16 protein-coding genes are annotated in these 19,625 nt (G+C 69.2%); 7 read left to right on the top strand and 9 right to left on the bottom strand.

From position 1 onward, the window contains the following. The first annotated feature begins 194 nt into the window (after window positions 1–194). Both KBX21_RS05880 and KBX21_RS05875 read left to right on the top strand, forming a co-directional pair. Window positions 195–1,004, top strand: a complete 810-nt coding sequence (locus KBX21_RS05880) for a helix-turn-helix transcriptional regulator (RefSeq protein ID WP_210841260.1) — start codon at window positions 195–197, stop codon at window positions 1,002–1,004. Beyond that, window positions 1,001–1,177: a DUF397 domain-containing protein gene (locus KBX21_RS05875; protein WP_210841259.1), complete on the top strand. Its 177-nt coding sequence runs from the start codon at window positions 1,001–1,003 to the stop codon at window positions 1,175–1,177. Before KBX21_RS05880 ends, KBX21_RS05875 begins: the two co-directional genes overlap by 4 nt. 148 nt (window positions 1,178–1,325) lie before the next feature. On the opposite strand, the gene KBX21_RS05870 is transcribed toward KBX21_RS05875, so the two are convergent. Together KBX21_RS05870 and KBX21_RS05865 are read right to left on the bottom strand one after the other, a co-directional pair. Beyond that, entirely contained in the window at window positions 1,326–2,099 is a 774-nt protein-coding gene (locus KBX21_RS05870) for a protein kinase (RefSeq protein WP_210841258.1), read from the bottom strand. A 7-nt stretch (window positions 2,100–2,106) separates the two neighbouring features. Continuing rightward, window positions 2,107–2,985: a radical SAM protein gene (locus KBX21_RS05865; RefSeq protein ID WP_307869163.1), complete on the bottom strand. Its 879-nt coding sequence runs from the start codon at window positions 2,983–2,985 to the stop codon at window positions 2,107–2,109. A gap of 388 nt (window positions 2,986–3,373) precedes the next feature. Here KBX21_RS05865 and KBX21_RS05860 point away from each other — a divergent pair, with 388 nt between their 5' ends. The 5 genes from KBX21_RS05860 (at window position 3,374) to KBX21_RS05840 (ending at window position 9,514) form a co-directional block, all read left to right on the top strand. Further along, window positions 3,374–4,429, top strand: coding sequence for a LacI family DNA-binding transcriptional regulator (locus KBX21_RS05860; RefSeq protein WP_210841256.1), 1,056 nt, complete (start codon window positions 3,374–3,376; stop codon window positions 4,427–4,429). A 624-nt stretch (window positions 4,430–5,053) separates the two neighbouring features. Then, window positions 5,054–6,109, top strand: coding sequence for a ketoacyl-ACP synthase III (locus KBX21_RS05855; protein WP_307869162.1), 1,056 nt, complete (start codon window positions 5,054–5,056; stop codon window positions 6,107–6,109). Continuing rightward, window positions 6,106–6,942, top strand: coding sequence for an SDR family NAD(P)-dependent oxidoreductase (locus KBX21_RS05850; RefSeq protein ID WP_210841255.1), 837 nt, complete (start codon window positions 6,106–6,108; stop codon window positions 6,940–6,942). Before KBX21_RS05855 ends, KBX21_RS05850 begins: the two co-directional genes overlap by 4 nt. Continuing rightward, window positions 6,935–7,678: an AfsA-related hotdog domain-containing protein gene (locus tag KBX21_RS05845; RefSeq protein WP_210841254.1), complete on the top strand. Its 744-nt coding sequence runs from the start codon at window positions 6,935–6,937 to the stop codon at window positions 7,676–7,678. The genes KBX21_RS05850 and KBX21_RS05845 overlap by 8 nt, the downstream gene beginning before the upstream one ends. Window positions 7,679–7,687: 9 nt before the next feature. Beyond that, entirely contained in the window at window positions 7,688–9,514 is a 1,827-nt protein-coding gene (locus tag KBX21_RS05840; RefSeq protein ID WP_210841253.1) for an acyl-CoA dehydrogenase, read from the top strand. Window positions 9,515–9,804: 290 nt separating this feature from the next. Here the strand turns inward: KBX21_RS05840 and mmsB are convergent, their stop codons facing one another. The 7 genes from mmsB to KBX21_RS05805 form a co-directional block, all read right to left on the bottom strand. After that, the gene (gene mmsB / locus KBX21_RS05835; RefSeq protein WP_210841252.1) at window positions 9,805–11,079 is read right to left on the bottom strand and encodes a multiple monosaccharide ABC transporter permease; all 1,275 of its coding nucleotides are present in this window, start codon (window positions 11,077–11,079) and stop codon (window positions 9,805–9,807) included. Next, window positions 11,076–12,653: a sugar ABC transporter ATP-binding protein gene (locus tag KBX21_RS05830; protein WP_210841251.1), complete on the bottom strand. Its 1,578-nt coding sequence runs from the start codon at window positions 12,651–12,653 to the stop codon at window positions 11,076–11,078. The genes mmsB and KBX21_RS05830 overlap by 4 nt, the downstream gene beginning before the upstream one ends. Beyond that, entirely contained in the window at window positions 12,650–13,741 is a 1,092-nt protein-coding gene (gene chvE, locus KBX21_RS05825) for a multiple monosaccharide ABC transporter substrate-binding protein (RefSeq protein WP_049568939.1), read from the bottom strand. The genes KBX21_RS05830 and chvE overlap by 4 nt, the downstream gene beginning before the upstream one ends. Window positions 13,742–13,827: 86 nt before the next feature. Continuing rightward, entirely contained in the window at window positions 13,828–15,264 is a 1,437-nt protein-coding gene (locus KBX21_RS05820) for an L-fucose/L-arabinose isomerase family protein (protein WP_210841250.1), read from the bottom strand. Between the two features lie 9 nt (window positions 15,265–15,273). Further along, on the bottom strand, window positions 15,274–15,981 hold the full coding sequence (locus KBX21_RS05815) for an L-ribulose-5-phosphate 4-epimerase (RefSeq protein WP_049568932.1): 708 nt from the start codon (window positions 15,979–15,981) through the stop codon (window positions 15,274–15,276). Beyond that, the gene (araB, locus tag KBX21_RS05810) at window positions 15,978–17,801 is read right to left on the bottom strand and encodes a ribulokinase (RefSeq protein ID WP_307869169.1); all 1,824 of its coding nucleotides are present in this window, start codon (window positions 17,799–17,801) and stop codon (window positions 15,978–15,980) included. Before araB ends, KBX21_RS05815 begins: the two co-directional genes overlap by 4 nt. Window positions 17,802–18,071: 270 nt before the next feature. Then, a complete protein-coding gene (locus KBX21_RS05805; protein ID WP_210841249.1) occupies window positions 18,072–19,289 on the bottom strand; it encodes an MFS transporter in 1,218 nt (405 codons plus the stop codon). Between the last annotated feature and the right edge of the window lie 336 nt (window positions 19,290–19,625).

The raw sequence follows: 19,625 nt of genomic DNA, 5'->3' as shown, positions 1-19,625 counted from the left end.
CAGGAACCCCACATCTCCCCAGACGAAGAATCACTGAGCTGACCATGCCTGTTCGGTTTGAACAAGGCACCGGTGCTAGGCGCCTGACGTGAACTATGGCAACCCGCTGTTCAGCGCGCTAGTGATACAACTGGACTGGGATTCAATGTAGTGCTGGTGTTGTGGTGGGTACTGCTTTGTAGTTAGCTGTAGTTATGGGTGACAAGGTGCTACAACAATGGATGCCGCTCGGCGGGGAACTTCGACAGCGCCGCAAGAGAGCTGGGCTTACTCTGGCTGAGGTAGGCGAGGAACTCGGCCTGAGTGCGGGCATGATCGGGCACATGGAGCGAGCAACAAGAGCCCCATTGAGGGAGCATGTTCGTAACTTGGACACCTTGTTCGCTACTGAAGGAGAGCTCCTGCAACAATGGTTGGACGTGGTCGAGGAGAAAGACGTCCTGCCGTGGTTCAAGGACGCTCTACAATCCGAACTCCGGTCCAAGAAGATCAGCGAGTACCATTCCATCCTGGTCCCCGGCCTGCTCCAGACAGCTGAGTACACACGCGTGCTCGTCTCGGCTCGGCAAGTACAGAAGACGCCGGAGGAGGTCGAGGAGGTTGTCAAGGTACGTGTGAGTAGGCTGCCGCACCTGAGGCCGCAGCGACCCATCCTCTGGTTTGTCGTGGATCAGATCGTCGTTGACAGGGTCGTTGGCAACGAAGAGATCATGGCCGAGCAGCTGCGACACATCGTCAGCTTGGCCGAGGACGATACGATCCGGTTTCAGGTCATCCCTGACGAAGTTCGGAAGCACTGCGGTCTGTGCTCACCGTTCCGCCTCATGACCATGCGTGACAACCGCAAGTTGGTGCGCATGGAACACACCCTGGGGGGCACTGCCTTCGATAAGGCTGATGAGATTGAGGAGATGACTGATCTGTTCGGGGCGTTGCAGGCCGAGGCTCTGTCGCCAGCCAAGTCCATCGAGCTGATCCAAGACCTAGCGAAGGGCATGAAATGAGAGAAGAGTGGGTCTGGCACAAGTCATCCCACAGCGACGGGCGTGGTGGGGATTGCGTCGAGGTCGCGGAAGGTCCGGTCACCGGTATCCGTGACACGAAGAATCGCCACCTGGGCTACCTTGAGGCAGGTGGGATGGAGTGGACGGCCTTCCTCAAGGCCACCATCTCCTAGCTACAAGGCAACCGGACCCCGCCAGTCTCGTTGGCGGGGTCCGGTTCTGTGTGTACCGGGACAGGGTACCTGCGACGTCCGGCCGAAACCTAGGACCAAAAGCGGTTGCGTCGGCGCCGCCGTCTCCGAACGGCGTCCAGCAGGGACGTCACCCCTTCACGTGCTGGTGCCACGCCTTCGCCGCGTCCAACATCGCCACCAACCATTCCTGCTCAGGGCGGGCCTCAACCTGCCACTCATACAGGCCCACGTTGGCGCGCGCGAACGCGATCGCGCTCTCCAGCGAAGACGCCTTCCACGCCTCCAGCTGCCCAACCCATCCCTCAGCGGACTCAGGGGAGTGGTGGGCGGCGACGAGCTGAACAGCCAGGTCCGAGGGCATGATGATCGGCGCTCCGTGCGTGGGCCACCCCCAGTCCAGGAGCCACGTCCCGCCCTCGGTGAGGAGGAAGTTGAGTTCGTGGACGTCGGTGTAGGTCAACGAGTCCCCGCGCAAGAGAGCCTTCTCGTCATCGGTAGCGAAACGGTCCCACCGGGTCTCCTCCCAACCCCGGGCCACAGCGGGCAAGGGGATCTTTGACACCCTGTTCAGGACCTCCACGACCCGGCCCAGATCGGACGAGCCCGGCAGGAAATCGGCGGGCCTGCCCTCGATGGCGTCGAAGCCCATCACGAACCAGTGCTCGTCCTCGGCCTGCCACCGCATCGTCGGGGTAACGTCCCGGACGAACGGGTTGATGGTCGCCTCCCGCCGGGCGGAGTCCAGGCGCCCGCCGGGCCGGTTCGGGACTCCTTTGACGAAGAACTCGCCCTGGTCGCTGCTGACGAGGGCCGGGGTGCTCCAGCCGTGGCCTTCACCAGCGGGGCGGACCCGGCTGGCCTCCCCGGTGTGGGCACGAATGAGGTCGGTGAACGGGATCATGGTGTCCTCAGCGGCGGGGGTTGCAAATGCTTCCGGGGCTTCCGGGAGAGCACCAGTGGTCCGGTTCGCAGGTGATGATGGTGTGGTCGTCATCTTCGTCTTTGTCTGGTCCCTTGGCTTCTTGGATGGCGGTCCGGGCGTTGCTCATGTCGTGGCCGGTCAGGATATCGGCCAGCGGTTCTTGGCGGACGTTTCCTGCGCTGATCCAGGTGGAGAACACGCAGGGGGACACTGACCCGTCTGGGGCGACTGAAGCCCGGCCGTCGCCGCACGCCCCGCACAACCCGGTACAGTCCGGCTCCTGGGCCTGGGCGCCGCGCCCGTAGGGGCGAACGTGGTCGACGCCGATGCGGGCGACCCCTAGCTGCGCGAGCTCTGCACGGGTCTCGGCCACACCAGTGCCGTCCGAGGTGATGATGGCGACCCTGAGCGGGATGTTCGCTTCCAGGGCGCGGACGATGTTCGCCCGGGTGTGCCGGTGCGACGTCGGGCGTCCGGTCATGGCGTTGTGCTGGTCCGGGTCGGACCCGTAGTAGGAGGTTGCGAGTGACATGCCGGGACGCTGGAGCAGGCTCCACCACTGGGGGGTGACGTGGACGAGGTTGGAGTACACCTCGACGGACAACCCCAGCTCCAGAGCGTGTTCGGCGATCTCCAGGGCATCGGGGTGCAGGGTGGGTTCGCCACCGATGAGTTGGATGTGGCGGGTGCCGGTGTCGGCGGCCTGGTCGATCGTGCGCAACCAGTCGGCCCGGGTCATGGTGCCGTGGTCGCCGTCAGGTCCGGACTCGTTGTAGCAGTGAGCGCATTCGAGTTGGCACTTGCGGGTGAGGTCGAGCCAGATGAATCCCGGGGCCCTACTGGGTGCGTCGGGGGTGATGGTCACGTGTCCTCCGTTGGGTGAGGGTGTGTTGCCATCTGGGGAGACGGGGGCGCCCATGATCGTAACGGTGTGTGTTGGACCTGTCGCGGAGTTGGCAACATCCGGCCAGCAAACGGCTACCCGCCCATCCGGGGGCGGGTAGCCGGTAGAAGCATGGTTCCGGGGCGGAACCGGCCCGTCGTGCAGCTCCCGCGCAGGCGGGGATGGACCGAACAGCTCTTCGTGGCGGGCATTCGAATTACGCGCCTGAGTGAGCGCTAACAAGCGCAGCTGTTGGCATCCCTTCCTGGACCCGTGAACATTGAACCTTTCGGGCGAGTGGGATATGTTAGCGCCAACTCACTCTCACCACAGGGGTCCCCGCACCACACCGCCAGCCAAGGAGTCACGGGTGGACCACACCTCCTCATTCACCCGGACGAACCGCGACCCCGCGATGACGGACGTCGCACGGCTCGCGGGGGTGTCCCACCAGACCGTCTCCCGCGTCCTCAACGGTCACCCCAACGTGCGCGAACAGACCAGGCTGCGAGTACGCGCCGCCATCGAACAACTCGGCTACCGACCCAACCGGGCGGCGCGCACGCTGGCGACCGGCAAATCCCAGCTCATCGGCGTGGTGGCACAGAACTCCACGCTCTTCGGCCCCTCCTCGCTGCTGGCCGCCTTCGAGCTGGCCGCCGCAGCCCAGGGCTTCGTGGTCAGCGTGCGCCGGGTCCGGGTCCTGGACCGGGGCTCCATCACCGCCGCGGTGGAACACCACCGCGAACAGCGGGCTGCGGGAATCGTGGTGATAGCCCCCACCGCCGCCGCCGACGCGGCCCTGACCGAGGTCCCGACCGACGTCCCCCTGGTGGCGGTCGACGGTGACCCCGAACGCGCCGGGGCCGCGCTGGTCACCGTCGACCAGGAGGCCGGGGCCCGGCTGGCCACCCGGCGCCTGTTGGACGCGGGCCACGAGACGGTCTGGCACGTCAGAGGCCCCGAGGACTGGTTCGACGCCGCCGGTCGCCAACGGGGGTGGCGACAAGCCTTGGAGGAGGCGGGCGCGGAGGTTCCGCCGGTCAGTCCAGCTGACTGGAGCGCCGCCTCGGGCTACCGCGCGGGGCTCATGCTCGCCCGGATGCTCGAGGTCACGGCGGTGTTCGCCGCCAACGACCACCTCGCTCTGGGCATCCTGCGCGCCATGTCCGAACGCGGCCGCTCCGTACCCGGGGACGTCAGCGTCGTGGGGTTCGACGACGTGCCCGAGGCGGGCTACTTCATCCCGCCACTGACCACCGTGCGCCCCGACTTCGACACCGTGGCCGCCGAAGCGCTCAGCCTGCTGCTCTCCGGAATCTCCGGGGAACAGCAGGCCGAGCGCCGCATCGTCACCCCCACCCTGGTGGAGCGGGAGAGCGTGGGCGCCCCGGTCGGCCACCACAACGGGCCCGGTGCCCCATGACTGAGCCCATCGGCCCGATCTCCCCGGCGACACCCCGGCTCTGAGGCGTGAGCCGCGCCGCCGCGCACTCCCCGAGTGAGCCCGATCGCCTTATGCGATCGCGCCGAGACAGAAGGCGAATAAGCGGAGCAGTCATCGGAATGACTTGTGGATGACTGCTGTCAGAAGTGTTCATTACAGAAGCGATGAATCGCTTCCCTGTGTCATGGATTGTGCCGCTTGGCGTATTTCGTGCGCCCTGCTGTCTGTCTCGGGGTGATGGTTAATCTGGTGTGAATCGGAAATGTCCTCCCATTTCGGACTGTGATGGCTGAGGTGAGTGGGGGACAGTCCGCCTCTGGAAGCGGGTCGATGCGACGCTCAATGCTCGTGGCCCACGGTCCACCAAGCCACCCGGAGCGGCGTCATCCCAGTTCAATCGGCCATGAGGTTCGCCCTGGGTGTCGCATGTTCCTGGGCGAGGTGCACGGAGCCCGGCTGATCCAATGATCATGAGATAACCGCCGACGACAGAAATTCGCCCGAACAACAGCAGTAATTCCAAGCTCATCTTCCCCTTGTTTAACAAATGAGATGAGAGGTTTTCTTGTGTCGTGTCCGGGAAAAATGGGCCCTATATCGTAATTGCGAAAAAGGGCTGGAGGTCTGTTGTCTGTTGTCATTTCCGGGGTGGGCGGATACCTGCCCAGTGAAGAAGTCACCAATGGTCAGGTCGCTGAACGAGCGGGGGTCTCAGCCGACTGGATCGCCCAGCGAACGGGGGTGCGAACCCGTAGGCGCGCGGCCCCGGACGAGGCCACCTCGGACCTGGCCGCGCGTGCGGCCGAGAAGGCGTTGGCCTCCGCCGGACGGCGACCGGAGGAACTCGGCCTCATCGTCAGCGCCACCTCACTGCCGGACGAGCTCGGACCCTCGGTCGCCTGTCGGATCCAGGGCGGTCTCGGGGCACTGAACGCGGTCGCGATGGACGTGGGGGCAGCGTGCAGCGGCTTCCTCTACGCGTTGGAGGTCGCCCGGTGTTGGTTGCACGCCAGACCCGGCGCTCCACCGGTCCTGGTGGTCGGAGCCGAGGTGTACTCGCGTTTCGTCGACCCCGCGGACCGGGGTACGGCATCGATCTTCGCGGACGGGGCAGGAGCCGTCGTCCTGACAACGGGAGACACGGGAGAGGGCCTGGCCCCGATCCGCCTGGGAGCGGACGGCCGGGGTGCCGACCTGGTCGGTGTCTTCTCCGGAGGCACCCGGCGTCCGGCGTCGACGGGGACAGTCGGCTCCGGGGAACACACCATCCGCATGAACGGCCGGGCCATCAGCGACTTCACCCTCCGGCAGTTCCCTCTCATGGTTCGGGAGTGCCTGGAGGACAACGATCTCTCTCTGGAGGACATCGCCCTGGTGGTGTCCCACCAGCCGAACCCGCTGCTTCTCAAGAAGGCGGCCGCACAGGCGGGGATACCGGAGGACAAGATCGTCATCACCGGTGACCGCGTGGGCAACATCGGCGCCGGATCGGTGCCGTTCGGCCTCGCCCACGCCCAGGCCACCGGACGCCTGCGTCACGGTGACCGCGTCCTGCTCCTGGCTTTCGGAGCCGGGATGACCTGGGGGTGCGGCCTGCTGACCTGGTCCGGAACAGCACAGGAACAGCACAGTGAAAACCATCAGGGAGGTCCCTCATGAGTGTCATGGACACGTTCCGCCTCGACGGTGCCCGGGCCCTGGTCACGGGTGCCTCCCAGGGCATCGGCCGGGCCACCGCCCTCGCTCTGGCCGAAGCCGGAGCGCACGTCGGGCTGTGCGCGCGCAACGAACGGGCTCTGGAGGAAGTGGCACGCGAGGTCACCGACCTGGGCGGTGAGGCCGTGGTCGTGGCGGGGGACCTCAGCGATCCGGCGACGGCGGCGCACGCCGTGGAGCGGACCGCCTCGGCTCTGGGCGGGCTGGACCTGCTGGTGCACAACGCGGGTGGTCCCCTCGCTGACCAGGAGGGGCGTATGGTCCTGAAACCGGTCACGGAGTCCTCTGACGAGGAATGGCGACAGGTCATGGACCTCAACCTGTTCGCTGCGGTACGGCTGTGCCGTGCGGCCCACCCCCATCTGAGGCGTTCCCCCCGAGCCAGTGTCGTGTTCATGTCCTCCGTCGCGGCGCTCGTGGCCGTGCCGGGCATGGAGTCCTACGGAGCGGTCAAGAGCGGCCTGCTCTCCTACACCCGCTCCCTCGCCGTGGCGTGGGCCGCGGACGGGATACGCGTCAACGCGCTGTGCCCGGGATGGGTACGCACCCACCTCACCAGTCCGCTGCACGAGGTGGACGCCACAGCCGAGGCCGCCCTCACCAACGTGCCGATGCGTCGCTGGGGAGGGGTCGAGGACGTCACCGGACCCGCCGTCTTCCTCTGTTCCCCGGCCGCCTCCTTCGTGACCGGTCAGCACCTGACACCGGACGGAGGCCTGACGGCCTTCCCCGCCATGCCGCAGCCCCGAGACCCGGAGGAGGCTCCTCATGGCTGATCGGCTGTGGGTCGTCGGAGACGGCTTCCCCACCCCGCGTCTGCACCCCGAGATCCACACCTACAGGGACGTCGTGCACGCACTGCGTGTCGGCGAACTCCGGGAGGGACACCTGGTCCCCGCCCTCGGTGTGGCCCCCGGAGACTGGAAGTACCTGGGTCAGGTGGTCGAGCAGGCCGGCCGAGATCGAACGGTCTTCCTCGACGCTCCGCCACCCGCACCGTTGCCGCGCGCGGCGGTGCTCAAGGCCATCCAGGAGAACGTGGTCCTCGCACGGCCGAGGGTGGAGGGCACCACGGTGGAGTGCGAACTCGTGGTCGCGGACGGCAACGAGATCATGCACGACCACACCGCCGAGCGGCAGCACCTGCCGGGAATGCTGCTCATCGAAGCGGCCATCCAGGCCACGACCTGGGCGACCCGAACGCTGTACCCGGCGGGACCGGAGCGTCCCCTTCCCTATCCGGTCATGCACGCGTGCGCGTTCGACTTCGAGCGCTTCCTGTTCTGGCTGCCCGTCACGCTCCGCCTCACCCTCACGCGTGACGGCGAGCCGTCGGCGGAAAGGCAGCCGATGCGTTCGGAGGTCTCCTACCTGCAACAGGGGCGTGTGGCCGCCACGGGCCACTTCGCGTTCCAGGCGTTCGACCCTCCCACCATCCACGCGATAGAGCAGCGCCAGGCTCGGAGGGTGGTCGAGGGTGCCCAGAGCGGATCACCGACCGCTCCGCGATAAGGAGGACAGTTGCCACCCACGGACACCGAGACACGCAACCGGCTTCGCGCGCTCCTGTACCACGGGAAGGAGGGGAACACCGAGACGGCCCGCCTGTTCGAGCACCCGGTCTTCGCCCCGACCGAGACCCCCTCCACCGACGGGTTCCACCAACTGACCTACGAGCGCCTGAACACACTCAACCAGCGCCTGGGCGGGGGCAGGAAGGCCCTCAGCTCGCCAGAGCGCCTCCTCGACGTCCTCGGACACGCGGCGGTCCTCGATCCCTCCCTCTTCCTGCGGGCGATGGTGCACTACGAGGTGTGCCTCAACGCCGCGCTCACGCTCGGCGACGACAACACCGAACTGCGCGAGACCATCGACCGGCTCGACTCCATGGCCACGGTCGGCGGCGTTCTCATCACCGAGGTCGGACGCGGCAACAGCCACGTGTCCGTGCGCACCCGGGCCGAACACGACCCGGGCCTTCCCGGGTTCAGGATCACGACGCCCACCTCGGACGCCGCGAAGTTCATGTCCATGGTGGGCGCCTCCGGGCGCGCACAGACGGGACTGGTGTACGCACAGCTGTGCACCGACCAGGGTGAACACGGCGTCTTCCCCTTCCTGGTCGACATCCGCGACGAACACGGGCCACTGCCGGGTGTTCGCGTGCATCGCCTGCCCCACAGCAGGGTCTCGCCCCTGGACCACTGCCTGGTCTCCTTCCACGGCGCGTCCGTGCCGTTCGGCCGCTGGCTGAGAGACGGAGCCGAGATCACCTCCCGGGGGCGCTTCAGCGAACCGCGCACGCCCGCGCGTGACAGGCTCAGGCGTTCGCTGGCGGTCTCCTCCGCGGCTTCCGCGGCCGGAGCCACCGCGTTGGCCGCGGTGACCCGGGCCAGCGCCGGGATCGTCCACCGGTACTCCCAGCACCGGATGACGACGAACGGACTGGGCGAGGACCTGCCCGTGATCGACTACGGAATCCAACAGGAGTCCGTGTACGGAGCACTCGCGAGCGCCTACGCCACCACCTTCATGGTCGGTGCGGCCCGCGCGCACTCGCCTCGGGGCGAGCGCGCCGACGGTGACCGGGACGGCGCCGCGATGACCTGGTCGCCCTGGTCCTCGGTGAGCCGTGAACTGTCCCTGGCCAAGGCCACGGCCACGGCGGAGGCCGAGCGGGCCTGCGCCGAGTCCCGACGCCGCTGCGGAGCGCAGGGAACGCTGACCGTCAACAGGATCCCCTCGTATGAGGCCCTCACCCACGTCTACAACAGTGCGGGGGGAGAGAACCGGCTCATCCTCCTGGACGTGGGGCGAGAACTGGCTCTGGGCGCGGACGAGGAGCGGCCCTCCCTCGCGCCTCCTCCGGGCCGACCTCTCTCCGACCCGCGGATGTGGGCGTACCTGTTCGGCGAGGACGAACGGCGCCTGCGCGAGCAGGCCCGCTCCGCACTCGGCGGCACCGCCGAGACGACCGCCTCCCCACAGCGGTGGAACGAGAGTCTGTGGCTGCTGCTCGCGCTGGCCCGCGCGCACACGCGGCGGGTGACCTTCGACGCCTTCGACGCGGCCGTCACCTCACTCGGGGACACCCCCGCGGGGAGGGCCCTGACACCCCTGTTCGGCCTGTGGTCGCTCGACGCCATCGGTGGTCGGGCCGCTGAGCACCTGGCCCACGGCAGTCTCACCCCGGAAGAACACCGGGGCATGCTCGATCTGCGTCGGTCCCTGCTCGGTGAGGTGGACGCCGAGACGCTCGTGGAGGCGCTCGACCTTCCCCTCGAACAGATCGCGGCCCCGATCACGTTCCCCGACTACGCCCGAAGGCTGGCCTCGGGCGACGGTTGAGGGCGGGGTCCCGGAGCCCCGCGAGGCTGCGGGGGAGAGGCCGTGGGCCTGCTCGCAGTGCAATCCGGGCCCCTGCGTTGGGAGCCGACCGTCAGTGAACTTCGAGCACCCGGGGGCGGTCAGACCGTGATCGGCGCCAAGGCCCGGTAGCGCGGACCTGCCCCCCGGGGTGGCCGGGGCGCAGGTCACCTCGCCAGGCCCGATGGGGGCGCCGAGCGAGATCGCCTCGGACGTCCGTGGCCGCGGACCCGCCTCACGTCGCGGTCCGCGGCCAACCGAGTGCGGTCAACTCAGGCCGGGGAGCTCCCCCCGGACACCCGTGCGGGTTCGCCTCCGCCAGCGGGGCCGCCGCCACCCGCGCGTGAGCGCATTCCGGGCAGGATCGGCCCCGCACCGCCCACGCGCTTCTTGTTGTAGATGTCGAAGGCCACCGCGAGCAGCAGGACCAGTCCCTTGATGAACTGCTGCCAGTCCACGCCCAGGCCGATCAGGGACATGCCGTTGTTGAGCACACCCATGAACAGAGCGCCGATCACCGCGCCGATCACGCTGCCCACACCGCCGGACGCGGAGGCGCCGCCGATGAAGGCCGCCGCGATGGCGTCCAGCTCGAACATGGTGCCCGCGCCCGGGGTGGCCGCGTTCAGACGGCCGGTGAAGATGAGCCCGGCCAGCGCCGAGAGCACCCCCATGTTCACGAACACCCAGAACGTCACCCGCTTGGTGCGGATCCCCGACAGCGCGGCGGCACGCTCGCTGCCGCCCACGGCGTACACACGACGTCCCATGGTGGTGGAGCGCATCACGAAGGCGTAGCCGCCGATGAGCGCGATCAGCAGCACGCCCACGAGCGGCAGACCGTTGTGCCCGGCCAGCGCGTAGGTGAACGCGACGATGGCTGCGGACACCACCACCGAACTCGCGACCGTCACCGCCGCGGGGGGAACCGGCAGGTCACGGGCGAGCGACCGGGCCCGCGAACGCCACTGGATCCACACGATGGCAGCCGCCCCGACCACGCCGAGGGCGAGGGTGGGCAGGTGGAGCCCGTCCGTCTGCCCGGGCAGGAACCCGCTGGCGATCACCCGCAGCGACTGCGGGAGCGGGGCGATGGACTCTCCGCCCAGGGCCGCCAGGGTGGCGCCCCGGAAGATCAGCATCCCCGCCAGGGTGACGATGAACGCGGGAACCCCCACGTAGGCGATCCAGAAGCCCTGCCAGGCGCCGATGACCGCGCCCAGCAGCAGCGCGATGGGGACCACGACGAGTGTCGGCAGCCCCCACGAGGTCAGCATGATCGCTGACATCGCGCCGGTGAAGGCCACCACCGAACCGACCGACAGGTCGATGTGACCGGTGATGATCACCAGCATCATCCCGATCGCCAGGATCAGGATGTAGGAGTTCTGCATGATCAGGTTGGTGATGTTGAGCGGGGTGAGGAGCAGCCCTCCGGTGAGGACCTGGAACAGGATGATGACGGCCACCAGGGCGATGGCCATGCCGTACTGGCGGGTGTTGCCCCGCAGCAGCCCCCTCAGGGGGGTTCGGGTCGGGCGGTTCACGTCGGGTCCCCGGTTCGGGTCATGAGTCTCATCAGGGTTTCCTGGTCGGCGTCGGCCGCCGCGACCTGGCCGGTGACGCGCCCCTCGCACATGGCGTAGACGCGGTCGCTCATGCCGAGGACCTCCGGCAGCTCGGACGAGATGAGGAGTACACAGGCACCCTCGGCCGCCAGTCGGCGCACGATCAGGTAGATCTCGTACTTCGCGCCCACGTCGATGCCACGGGTGGGTTCGTCCAGGATCAACAGTTCGGGTCGTGTGAACATCCACTTGCCCAGCACGACCTTCTGCTGGTTCCCGCCGCTGAGGGTGCGCACGGTCTGGTCGACCCCGTGGCTGCGCACGCGCATGCGTTCGCTCATGTGCCGGGCCTCCACCGTCTCCAGCCCCGGATCGAGGACCCCGCGAGTGGAGACCCGGCCCAGGGCGGCCAGGGTGGTGTTGTGCCGGATGTCGTCGTCCAGGACCAACCCCAGCGACTTGCGGTCCTCCGGCACGTAGGCGACCCCAGCGGCGATGGCGTCGGCGACGTCGTTCACGCGCAGTTCGGCGCCGTCACGGAGCAGGCTGCCCCGGACGTAGCGGCCGTAGGAACGCCCGAACAGGCTCATCGCGAACTCCGTGCGTCCGGCCCCCATGAGCCCGGCCAGCCCCACGACCTCGCCACTGCGGAGGGTCAGGTCAACACCCTCGACCATGCGTCGGCCCGCCTGGGTGGGGTGGTCCACGGTCCAGTCGCGCACCTCGAAGCGGACCGGGCCGATCTCGCCGTCGGGATCGGGGTAGCGCTGGTCCAGATCCCGTCCGACCATCCCCCGGATGACGCGGTCCTCGTCGATCGAGGGCCGGCCCTGGTCGTCGCGTTCCACGGCCAGGGTCTCCACGGTGCGGCCGTCGCGCAGGATGGTGACCTCGTCGCTGACCCGCATCACCTCACCGAGCTTGTGCGAGATGAGCACGCACGCCACTCCCTGCCCCCGCAGGTCCAGGAGCAGGTCCAGCAACCGGTCGCTCTCGGCCTCGTTGAGCGCCGAGGTCGGCTCGTCCAGGATCAGCAGCCGCACGTCCTTGGCCAGCGCCTTGGCGATCTCCACCATCTGCTGGGCGCCGATGCTCAGCGCGGAGACGGCGGTGGCGGGGTTCTCGTCCAGCCCCACCCGCACCAGCAGTTCGCGCGCCCGGGCGTGGGTGGCGCCCCAGTCGATGACGCCGAACCGGGTCTCCTCGTGCCCCAGGAGCACGTTCTCGCTGAGGGACAGCTGCGGGACGAGGGCGAGTTCCTGGTGGATGATCGCGATCCCGGCCCGCTCGCTGGCCGCGACGTCGGAGAAGGCGCGGGGCTCGCCGGCCACCTCCACCAGTCCGGTGAAGGAACCCGCCGGGTGCACACCGCTGAGCACCTTCATCAGGGTGGACTTGCCCGCACCGTTCTCGCCCATGAGGGCGTGGACGCTTCCGTGGGCCACGTCCAGGGAGACACCGTCCAGGGCCCGGACCCCGGGGAACTCCTTGCGGATGTCGCGCATGCGCAGCAGTGGCCCCGGGGGAGCGGGCACGCGGTTCGGGGTGCTCATTCGAGGTCGGTCTCCTCGTAGTAGCCGCTCTCGACCAGCACCTCGTGGTAGTTGTCCAGGTCCACCGAGACCGGCTCCAACAGGAACGAGGGCACGACCCTGGCGCCGTTGTCGTAGGTGTCGGTGTCGTTGACCGGCACATCCTCGCCAGCCAGGATCGCCTCGGACATGTCGACGGTCTGCGTGGCCAGCGCGCGCGTGTCCTTGAAGACGGTCTGGGTCTGCTCACCGGCGATGATGGACCGCACCGAGGACAGGTCGGCGTCCTGTCCGGTGACGATCGGCAGGGGGCGCGACTCGGAGCCGTAACCCACCGCCCGCAGGGACTCGATCACCCCGAGGCTGATGCCGTCGAAGGGGGACAGGACCGCGTCGACGTCCTCGCTGGAGTAGTTGGCGCTGAGCAGGTTGTCCATCCGCGACTGGGCCACCGCACCGTCCCACCGCGGCGTCGCGATCTGTTCCATGGAGGTCTGCCCGCTGCGCACGTCGAGGGTGCCGTCGTCGATGTGCGGTTGGAGCACCGACATCGCGCCCTCGTTGAAGAAGTAGGCGTTGTTGTCGTCGGGGGAGCCGCCGAACAGCTCGATGTTGAACGGACCGTCCTCGTTCTCCAGGTCCAGCGAGTCGACGACGTACTGCCCTTGGAGCACGCCGACCTCGAAGTTGTCGAAGGTGGCGTAGTAGTCCACGTTCTCGCTGCCCATGATCAGCCGGTCGTAGGCGATCACCGGGATGTCGTTGCTGGCGGCCGTGTCGATCACGTCGCCGAGCGCCTCACCGTCGATGGACGCGATGACCAGGACGTCCACCCCCCGCGTGATCATGTTCTCGATCTGGGAGATCTGGTCCTGGACGACGTCCTCGGCGTACTGGAGGTCGGTGCCGTAGCCGCGCTCCTCGAACTCGGCGACCATGTTGGCGCCGTCGTTGACCCACCGTTCGGACGACTGGGTGGGCATGGCGATGCCGATGACGCCGTTCTCGCCCTGGGGTCGGGCGGCGTCGCCGACCCCGTTGCAGGCGGTCAGGGCCAGGCCGACGCTGACGAGCGCCGCGGCGAGGGGTAGGAGTGGTGGTCGTGACATCGGGGCCTGCTTTCCTGGGTGTGTGGGAGGGGGAGGACGGCGCTTCTGCGCCCGTCGGTGCCCGTCAGCGGCGGTCGTGGGGGGCCTCAGACCGGGGCGTACTCGATCCCGGCCAGCTCGCACAGGACCTTCCAGTCCCGCGCGATGTGACCGGAGTTCATGACCATGTGGTGGGTGCCGCCCGCACGCAGCCAGGCGTCCATGCACCCCCGCACACCCGACGAGGGGCGGAACTGGCCGTAGGGCATCTCCAGAGCGGGCAGCTCGGGGGAGTCCAGTACCTCGCCCTCGGCCACCACGAGGCGGAAGCGCTCTCCGCCCAGCGAGACGAGGGAGGCCAGGGTCGCGGGACCCGGGCGGTACCGGAACAGGATGGTGGGCGGGTCGGCCAGGCCGCCGATGCCCAGCGGGCGCTTGATCATCCGGGTCGGCTCGTCGTCGCGGGCCAGCCGCCAGTTGCCCTCGCCCATGTGGCTCATCAGGATGGAGTCGCTGGGGAAGTCCATCGCGTACATCTCGGTGAAGTGACCGTCCCCCGCCAGCTGGTGCCCGGCGTAGACGACGGACGCCGCCAGCACGTCGCCCTCTCCGGCGAACCCGTACCCCTGGGCCATCAGGGTGGACGCGGCCGCCATGGGAAGACGGGCGAAGCGGCCGTCCTCGCCGATGGCGTCGAAGTGGGTGGAGTAGGCGCCGCAGCCCGATTCCTCCAGCAGGTGTTCGATGCCCAGCTGCATCCGGGCGTGGTCCTCGCGTTCCTCCCCGGAGAGCCGGTCGTCCACGTCGAACACCTCGTCCTCCCAGGCGAGGAGGTCGCTCACGGCGCGCTCGGGCAGGTCGGCCATGGTGCGGTGCAGGGCGCCGGGGGCGATCACGTGCACCTCGGGGCCGAGCTTGCGCAGCAGGGCGGTCTCGTCCACGCGGGCGTCGCCCATGCCGTTCATCGGGTAGCCGAACACGCCCACGCGCAGCCGCCGCAGCGCGCTGACGGTGTGCGCGGCCCGGGCCCAGCGGTCCACCCGCTCCACGAACTCGGGGCTCTGCCAGTCACCGGTGATGACGTCGAAGTCGATCCCGGCCCGCACCAGGGCGTTGGCGGTGTCCTGCGCCCCGTGGATGCCCTGGTTGTAGGTCATGTCGTCCATGTCCCAGGAGGCGCTGACCGCCGGGTCGGGCTGGGTGTTGGCGAGCGCGAGGGGGAGCCGGGTCCCGGTCAGGGCCCGCGTGACGCGGAGGGAGGGGCCGTAGGTGAGCATGACGACGAGGACCCCGTCCAGGTCCTGGCCCTCGAAGTCGCGGATCGCCGCCTCGGCGTCCTCCCGGCCGCGGACCGGTGGGGCGAGGGTCCACTCGGCGGCGTCGGAGAGGCCGTCGGCGAGCTGTTGGGCGTAGGCGGCCTGGTGCTCCGTGATGCCCGGGATCATGGCGTCGTAGAGCGGTTGCATGACGCCGAGGAGCCCGATCCGGGGGAGGCGGGTGCGCACCGCCGGGTTGTCGCTCGCGGGGGGCATGGGTGGGGGCACGGGGTTTCCTTACTGTCCGTAGGCGTTCTGGTAGCGGTGGTAGAGGGCGTCGACGGCCTCCTGGGGGAGGCGTTCGACGGGACCGCCCTGGCGGGCGATGTGGACGGTGCGGGCCACGTCCTCGCACATCACGGCGGCCTTGACCGCGGCCTTGGCGGAGGCACCGACGGTGAACACACCGTGGCCCCGCATGAGGACGGCCGGGGAGCGGTGGCCCTCCAGGGTCTCGACGATGCCCCTGCCGATGGAGTCGTCGCCGATGAGCGCGAACGGACCGACCGGGATGTCGCCGCCGAACTCGTCCGCCATCGCGGTGACCGCGCAGGGGATGGGCTCGCCCCGGGCGGCCCAGGCGGTGGCGTAGGGGCTGTGGGTGTGCACGACCCCGCCGACGTCGGGGCGGGCACGGTAGACGTGGGCGTGGGCGTCGGTGTCACTGGAGGGGTTGTGGTCGCCCTCGACCAGGCGCCCGTGCAGGTCGCACACGACGACGTCGCGGGGACGGAGGTCGTCGTAGGAGACACCGCTGGGCTTGATCACCATCAGGTCCGTGCCGGGGACGCGGGCGGAGATGTTGCCGCTGGTCCAGGTCACCAGGTTCCACCGGGGCAGTTCCCCGTGGAGCTCGCAGACCCTCAGGCGCAGGCGCTCGACCTCCTCGCGGTGGTGGGTGAGTTGGTGGTGCGCGTCCGTTCGGGGCGCGTCGGTGGAGGTCATCGCTCTCCCTCGGTGGTGGGGGCGGTGGAGGTGTTGCTCGAGGCGGTGCCGACGGGAGCGCCGGTGGGCTGATCGGGGGCGCTGGTGAGGCCGGTCGTGCCACTGGTGGCGCCTGGGGCTGCGCCGGTGGGACGGCCGGAGGTAGCGCCGGGACTGGTGCTGTCACTGGAGGCACCGGTCGTGAACGCGGCGCCCCGCAGTGCGCGCAGCCGACGGAGGCTGTCGCTGCCGCCCCGGCCGAAGTGGTCGTGGAGTTCGGTGTAGATCGCGAACAGCGAGTCGTAGGTGGCGGCGCGCTTCGGGTCGGGGTCCACGGTGTCGGCGCGGACCCGTCCCATCGCCTCGGAGGCCGCGTGGACGTCCGGGTGCGCCCCGGCAGCGACCGCGGCGTGGATCGCGGCACCCACCGCGCAGCTGTGTTCGGTGTCCACCACGCGCAGGGGTCTGTTCAGAACGTCGGCGTAGACCTGGAGGACGAAGGGGTTGCGGACCATCCCGCCGCCCACGGTGAAGTCGTGCACCGGGATCCCGGCGCCGGTGAAGGCCTCGACGATGGTGCGGGTGCCGAAGGCGGTGGCCTCCACCAGGGCCCGGTAGACGTCCTCGGGACGGGTGGCCAGGGTCATGCCCACCAGCACACCGGACAGGGAGTGGTCGACCAGGACCGAGCGGTTGCCGCTGTGCCAGTCCAGGGCCACCAGACCGTGCTCGCCCACGGCCGCGCGGGCGGCCCTGTCGGAGAGCAGCTCGTGGACGGACACCCCCTTCGCGGCGGCCTCCTCGTGGTAGGCCGGGGGCACGTGGGTGTCGACGAACCACCCGAAGATGTCGCCCACGCCGCTCTGCCCGGCCTCGTAGCCCCACATGCCCGGCGTGATCCCGCCCAGGGCCATGCCGCACATGCCCGGCACCTCGGCCAGGACCTCGGAGTTCATCACGTGGCAGGTGCTGGTCCCCATGATGGCGAGCATCCGACCGGGGCCGGTGGTCCGGGCGGTGGCCGCGGTGACGTGCGCGTCGATGTTGCCGACGGCGACGGGGGTGCCCTCCGGGAGCCCGGTCCAGGCGGCGGCACGCGCGGTGAGCCCGCCCGCGCGTTCGCCCAGTTGGGAGAGCGGGTGCTCGAGCCGCTCACTGACGAAGTCGGTGAAACGCGGGTCCAGAGCGGCCAGGAAGTCCCGGGAGGGCCACGCACCGTCCTGGTGGATGCCCTTGTAACCGGCGGAGGACACGTTACGGGTCTCGTGTCCGCACAGCTCCCAGACGATCCAGTCCGCGCCCTCGATCCAGCGCGCGGTGCGTTCGTACACGTCGGGGTCGTCGCGCAGCACCTGGAGGGCCTTGGCGAACTGCCACTCGGAGGAGATCCTCCCGCCGTAGCGGGGGAGCCACGACTCTCCGCGTTCGGCCGCCAGGGCGTTGATCTCGTCGGCCTCGGGCTGGGCCGCGTGGTGGCGCCACAGCTTCGGCCAGGCGTGCGGACGGTCGGCCAGGTCGGTGAGTTCGCACAGCGGGGTGCCGTCGGCGGTCACGGGGAGGACGGTGCAGGAGGTGAAGTCGGTACCGACGCCGATGACCTGCTCGGGTGAGATCCCGGACTCCCGCAGGGCCGCGGGGACGGCTCGCCTCAGGACCTCGCGGTAGTCGTCGGGGTCCTGGAGCGCGCTCTCCGGTTCGAGGGGGTCACCGTGGTCGGGCAGGCGGTCGGTGATGACCCCGTGCCGGTACGCGTGCTCGGCCGTGCCCAGTTCGGCGCCGTCGCTGACCCGCACCACGACGGCTCGGCCGGAGAGGGTCCCGAAGTCGATCCCGATCACCACCGGTTCGGGCGCCGCGCGTGCTCCCTCGCCAGTCGCCGCGTCAGGATTGTGGGCGTTAACATTCGTGGCCAAGGAGAGGTCCCTTCACGGATGCGCATGCTGAATAGTTCCCTCTGGCTCTGGATTCCAGAGGCTCAAGGGGGTCAGTGTGAGCTGGCCAACATTGTTGGCGTTAACAATCCATGAAGTCAACCCCCCGAACCCACTCCGTCGGGTACACGAGGAAGCGCCCGCACCCCCGGGGGGTACGGGCGCTTCGCCAGTGTCGGGTCAGCCGAGGGCCACGGGCGCGGAGACCGGGCCCTCCGCCGCATCGTGGTTCTCCGAGGAGGGTTCGTTGCCGGAGCCCTCGCGGTCGACCAGTCCGGCGGTGACGGCGATACCGAGCCCGACCAGGGCCAGCACCACACCGATCACGGCGGGGGAGACGTAACCGAGCCCCATGCCGATACCGAGACCGCCCAGCCAGGCGCCACCGGCGTTGGCCAGGTTGAACGCGGAGTGGTTGGTGGCGGAGGCGATTGTGGGCGCGGCCTCGGCCTTGCTCATCACCAGGACCTGGAGCGGAGCCGTCACGCCGAAGCCGACGGCGCCCAGAACCACCACGGTGGCGGCTGCGGTCCAGGGGTTGTGCACGGTCAGGGTGAACAGCGCGAGCACGACGGCCAGTGAACCGAGCGAGACGTAGATGGTGGGCCGCAGCCAGCGGTCGGCGATCGGGCCGACCACCAGCGAGCCCAGGGTCATGCCCACGCCGAACAGCGCCAGGACGATCGGGACCCCGGTGCTGGGCATGCCCGCCAGCTCGGTCATCATCGGCGAGATGTAGCTGTAGACCGCGAACACCCCGGCGAACCCGAAGACCGCCGTGGTCAGCCCCAGGATCACCTGTGGGTGACGCAGGGCCGAGAGCTCGCCGCGCAGGCCGCCCACGCGGGATGTCGGGGTGTGCGGCACGAAGCGGGCCACGCCGACGATGGTCAGGGCGGACAGGGCGACCACCACGAGGAAGGCCACCCTCCAGCCGAGCAGCTGTCCGAGCAGGGTTCCGGCGGGTACGCCGACGATGTTCGCCACGGTCAGGCCGAGCATCACCCGCGCGACGGCCGTCGCCCGCCGGGCCGGGCCGGCCAGGTGCGCCGCGACCAGCGCGGCAAGGCCCAGGTACGCGCCGTGCGGAAGCCCCGCGAGCACGCGGGAGGCGAACACCGCGCCGTAGGAGCTGGTGATCACGGTGGCCAGGTTGCCGACCAGAAAGACGCCCATGAACACGAGCAGCATGGTCTTGCGCGGCAGCCGGGTGCCCAGGGCGGTGAGCAGGGGAGCCCCGATCACCACACCGAGCGCGTACGCGGAGATCAGGTATCCGGCGGTGGAGATGGGCACGCCGAGGTCGGTGGCGACCTCGGGGAGCAGGCCCATGATCACGAACTCGGTGGTGCCGATGGCGAACGCCCCGAGAGCCAGGGCGAGCAGGGCCAGAGGCATGGCGATGCCCCCTTCCAGACGGTGGACGGCGTGCACACGGGCCGAGGAGGGCCTCGCGGCGTGGTTGGGATGGAGCGACGTGGGTCCGGTCGCCCGGTGGGGGTGGGACACGGTTATTTGGCACGTGCTAAATCAACAATGACACCCGTGCCCGAGAAATTCCAATGGTCCGCTACGTGATCTGCCTCGCGCGGCCGGTCCCATCATCTGGTGCTGGGGTGCTGGGGTGCTGGGGTGCTGGGGTGCTGGGGTGCTGGGGTGCTGGGGTGCTGGGGTGCTGGGGTGCTGGGGTGCTGGGGTGCTGGGGTGCTGGGGTGCTGGGGTGCTGGGGTGCTG

The sequence above is a fragment of the Nocardiopsis sp. B62 genome (assembly GCF_018070675.1).
Taxonomy (GTDB): Bacteria; Actinomycetota; Actinomycetes; order Streptosporangiales; family Streptosporangiaceae; genus Nocardiopsis; species Nocardiopsis prasina.
Note: the sequence above shows the minus strand (reverse complement) of the source record. Positions and strands in the feature narration are given on the sequence as shown.

What these genes read in the sequence shown, in the direction of transcription:
- KBX21_RS05830 (WP_210841251.1), bottom strand. Translation starts at nt 12,653, where the DNA reads ATGAGCACCCCGAACCGCGTGCCCGCTCCCCCGGGGCCACTGCTGCGC.
- KBX21_RS05815 (WP_049568932.1), bottom strand. Translation starts at nt 15,981, where the DNA reads ATGACCTCCACCGACGCGCCCCGAACGGACGCGCACCACCAACTCACC.
- KBX21_RS05880 (WP_210841260.1), top strand. Translation starts at nt 195, where the DNA reads ATGGGTGACAAGGTGCTACAACAATGGATGCCGCTCGGCGGGGAACTT.
- chvE (WP_049568939.1), bottom strand. Translation starts at nt 13,741, where the DNA reads ATGTCACGACCACCACTCCTACCCCTCGCCGCGGCGCTCGTCAGCGTC.
- KBX21_RS05845 (WP_210841254.1), top strand. Translation starts at nt 6,935, where the DNA reads ATGGCTGATCGGCTGTGGGTCGTCGGAGACGGCTTCCCCACCCCGCGT.
- KBX21_RS05875 (WP_210841259.1), top strand. Translation starts at nt 1,001, where the DNA reads ATGAGAGAAGAGTGGGTCTGGCACAAGTCATCCCACAGCGACGGGCGT.
- KBX21_RS05850 (WP_210841255.1), top strand. Translation starts at nt 6,106, where the DNA reads ATGAGTGTCATGGACACGTTCCGCCTCGACGGTGCCCGGGCCCTGGTC.
- KBX21_RS05805 (WP_210841249.1), bottom strand. Translation starts at nt 19,289, where the DNA reads ATGCCTCTGGCCCTGCTCGCCCTGGCTCTCGGGGCGTTCGCCATCGGC.
- KBX21_RS05870 (WP_210841258.1), bottom strand. Translation starts at nt 2,099, where the DNA reads ATGATCCCGTTCACCGACCTCATTCGTGCCCACACCGGGGAGGCCAGC.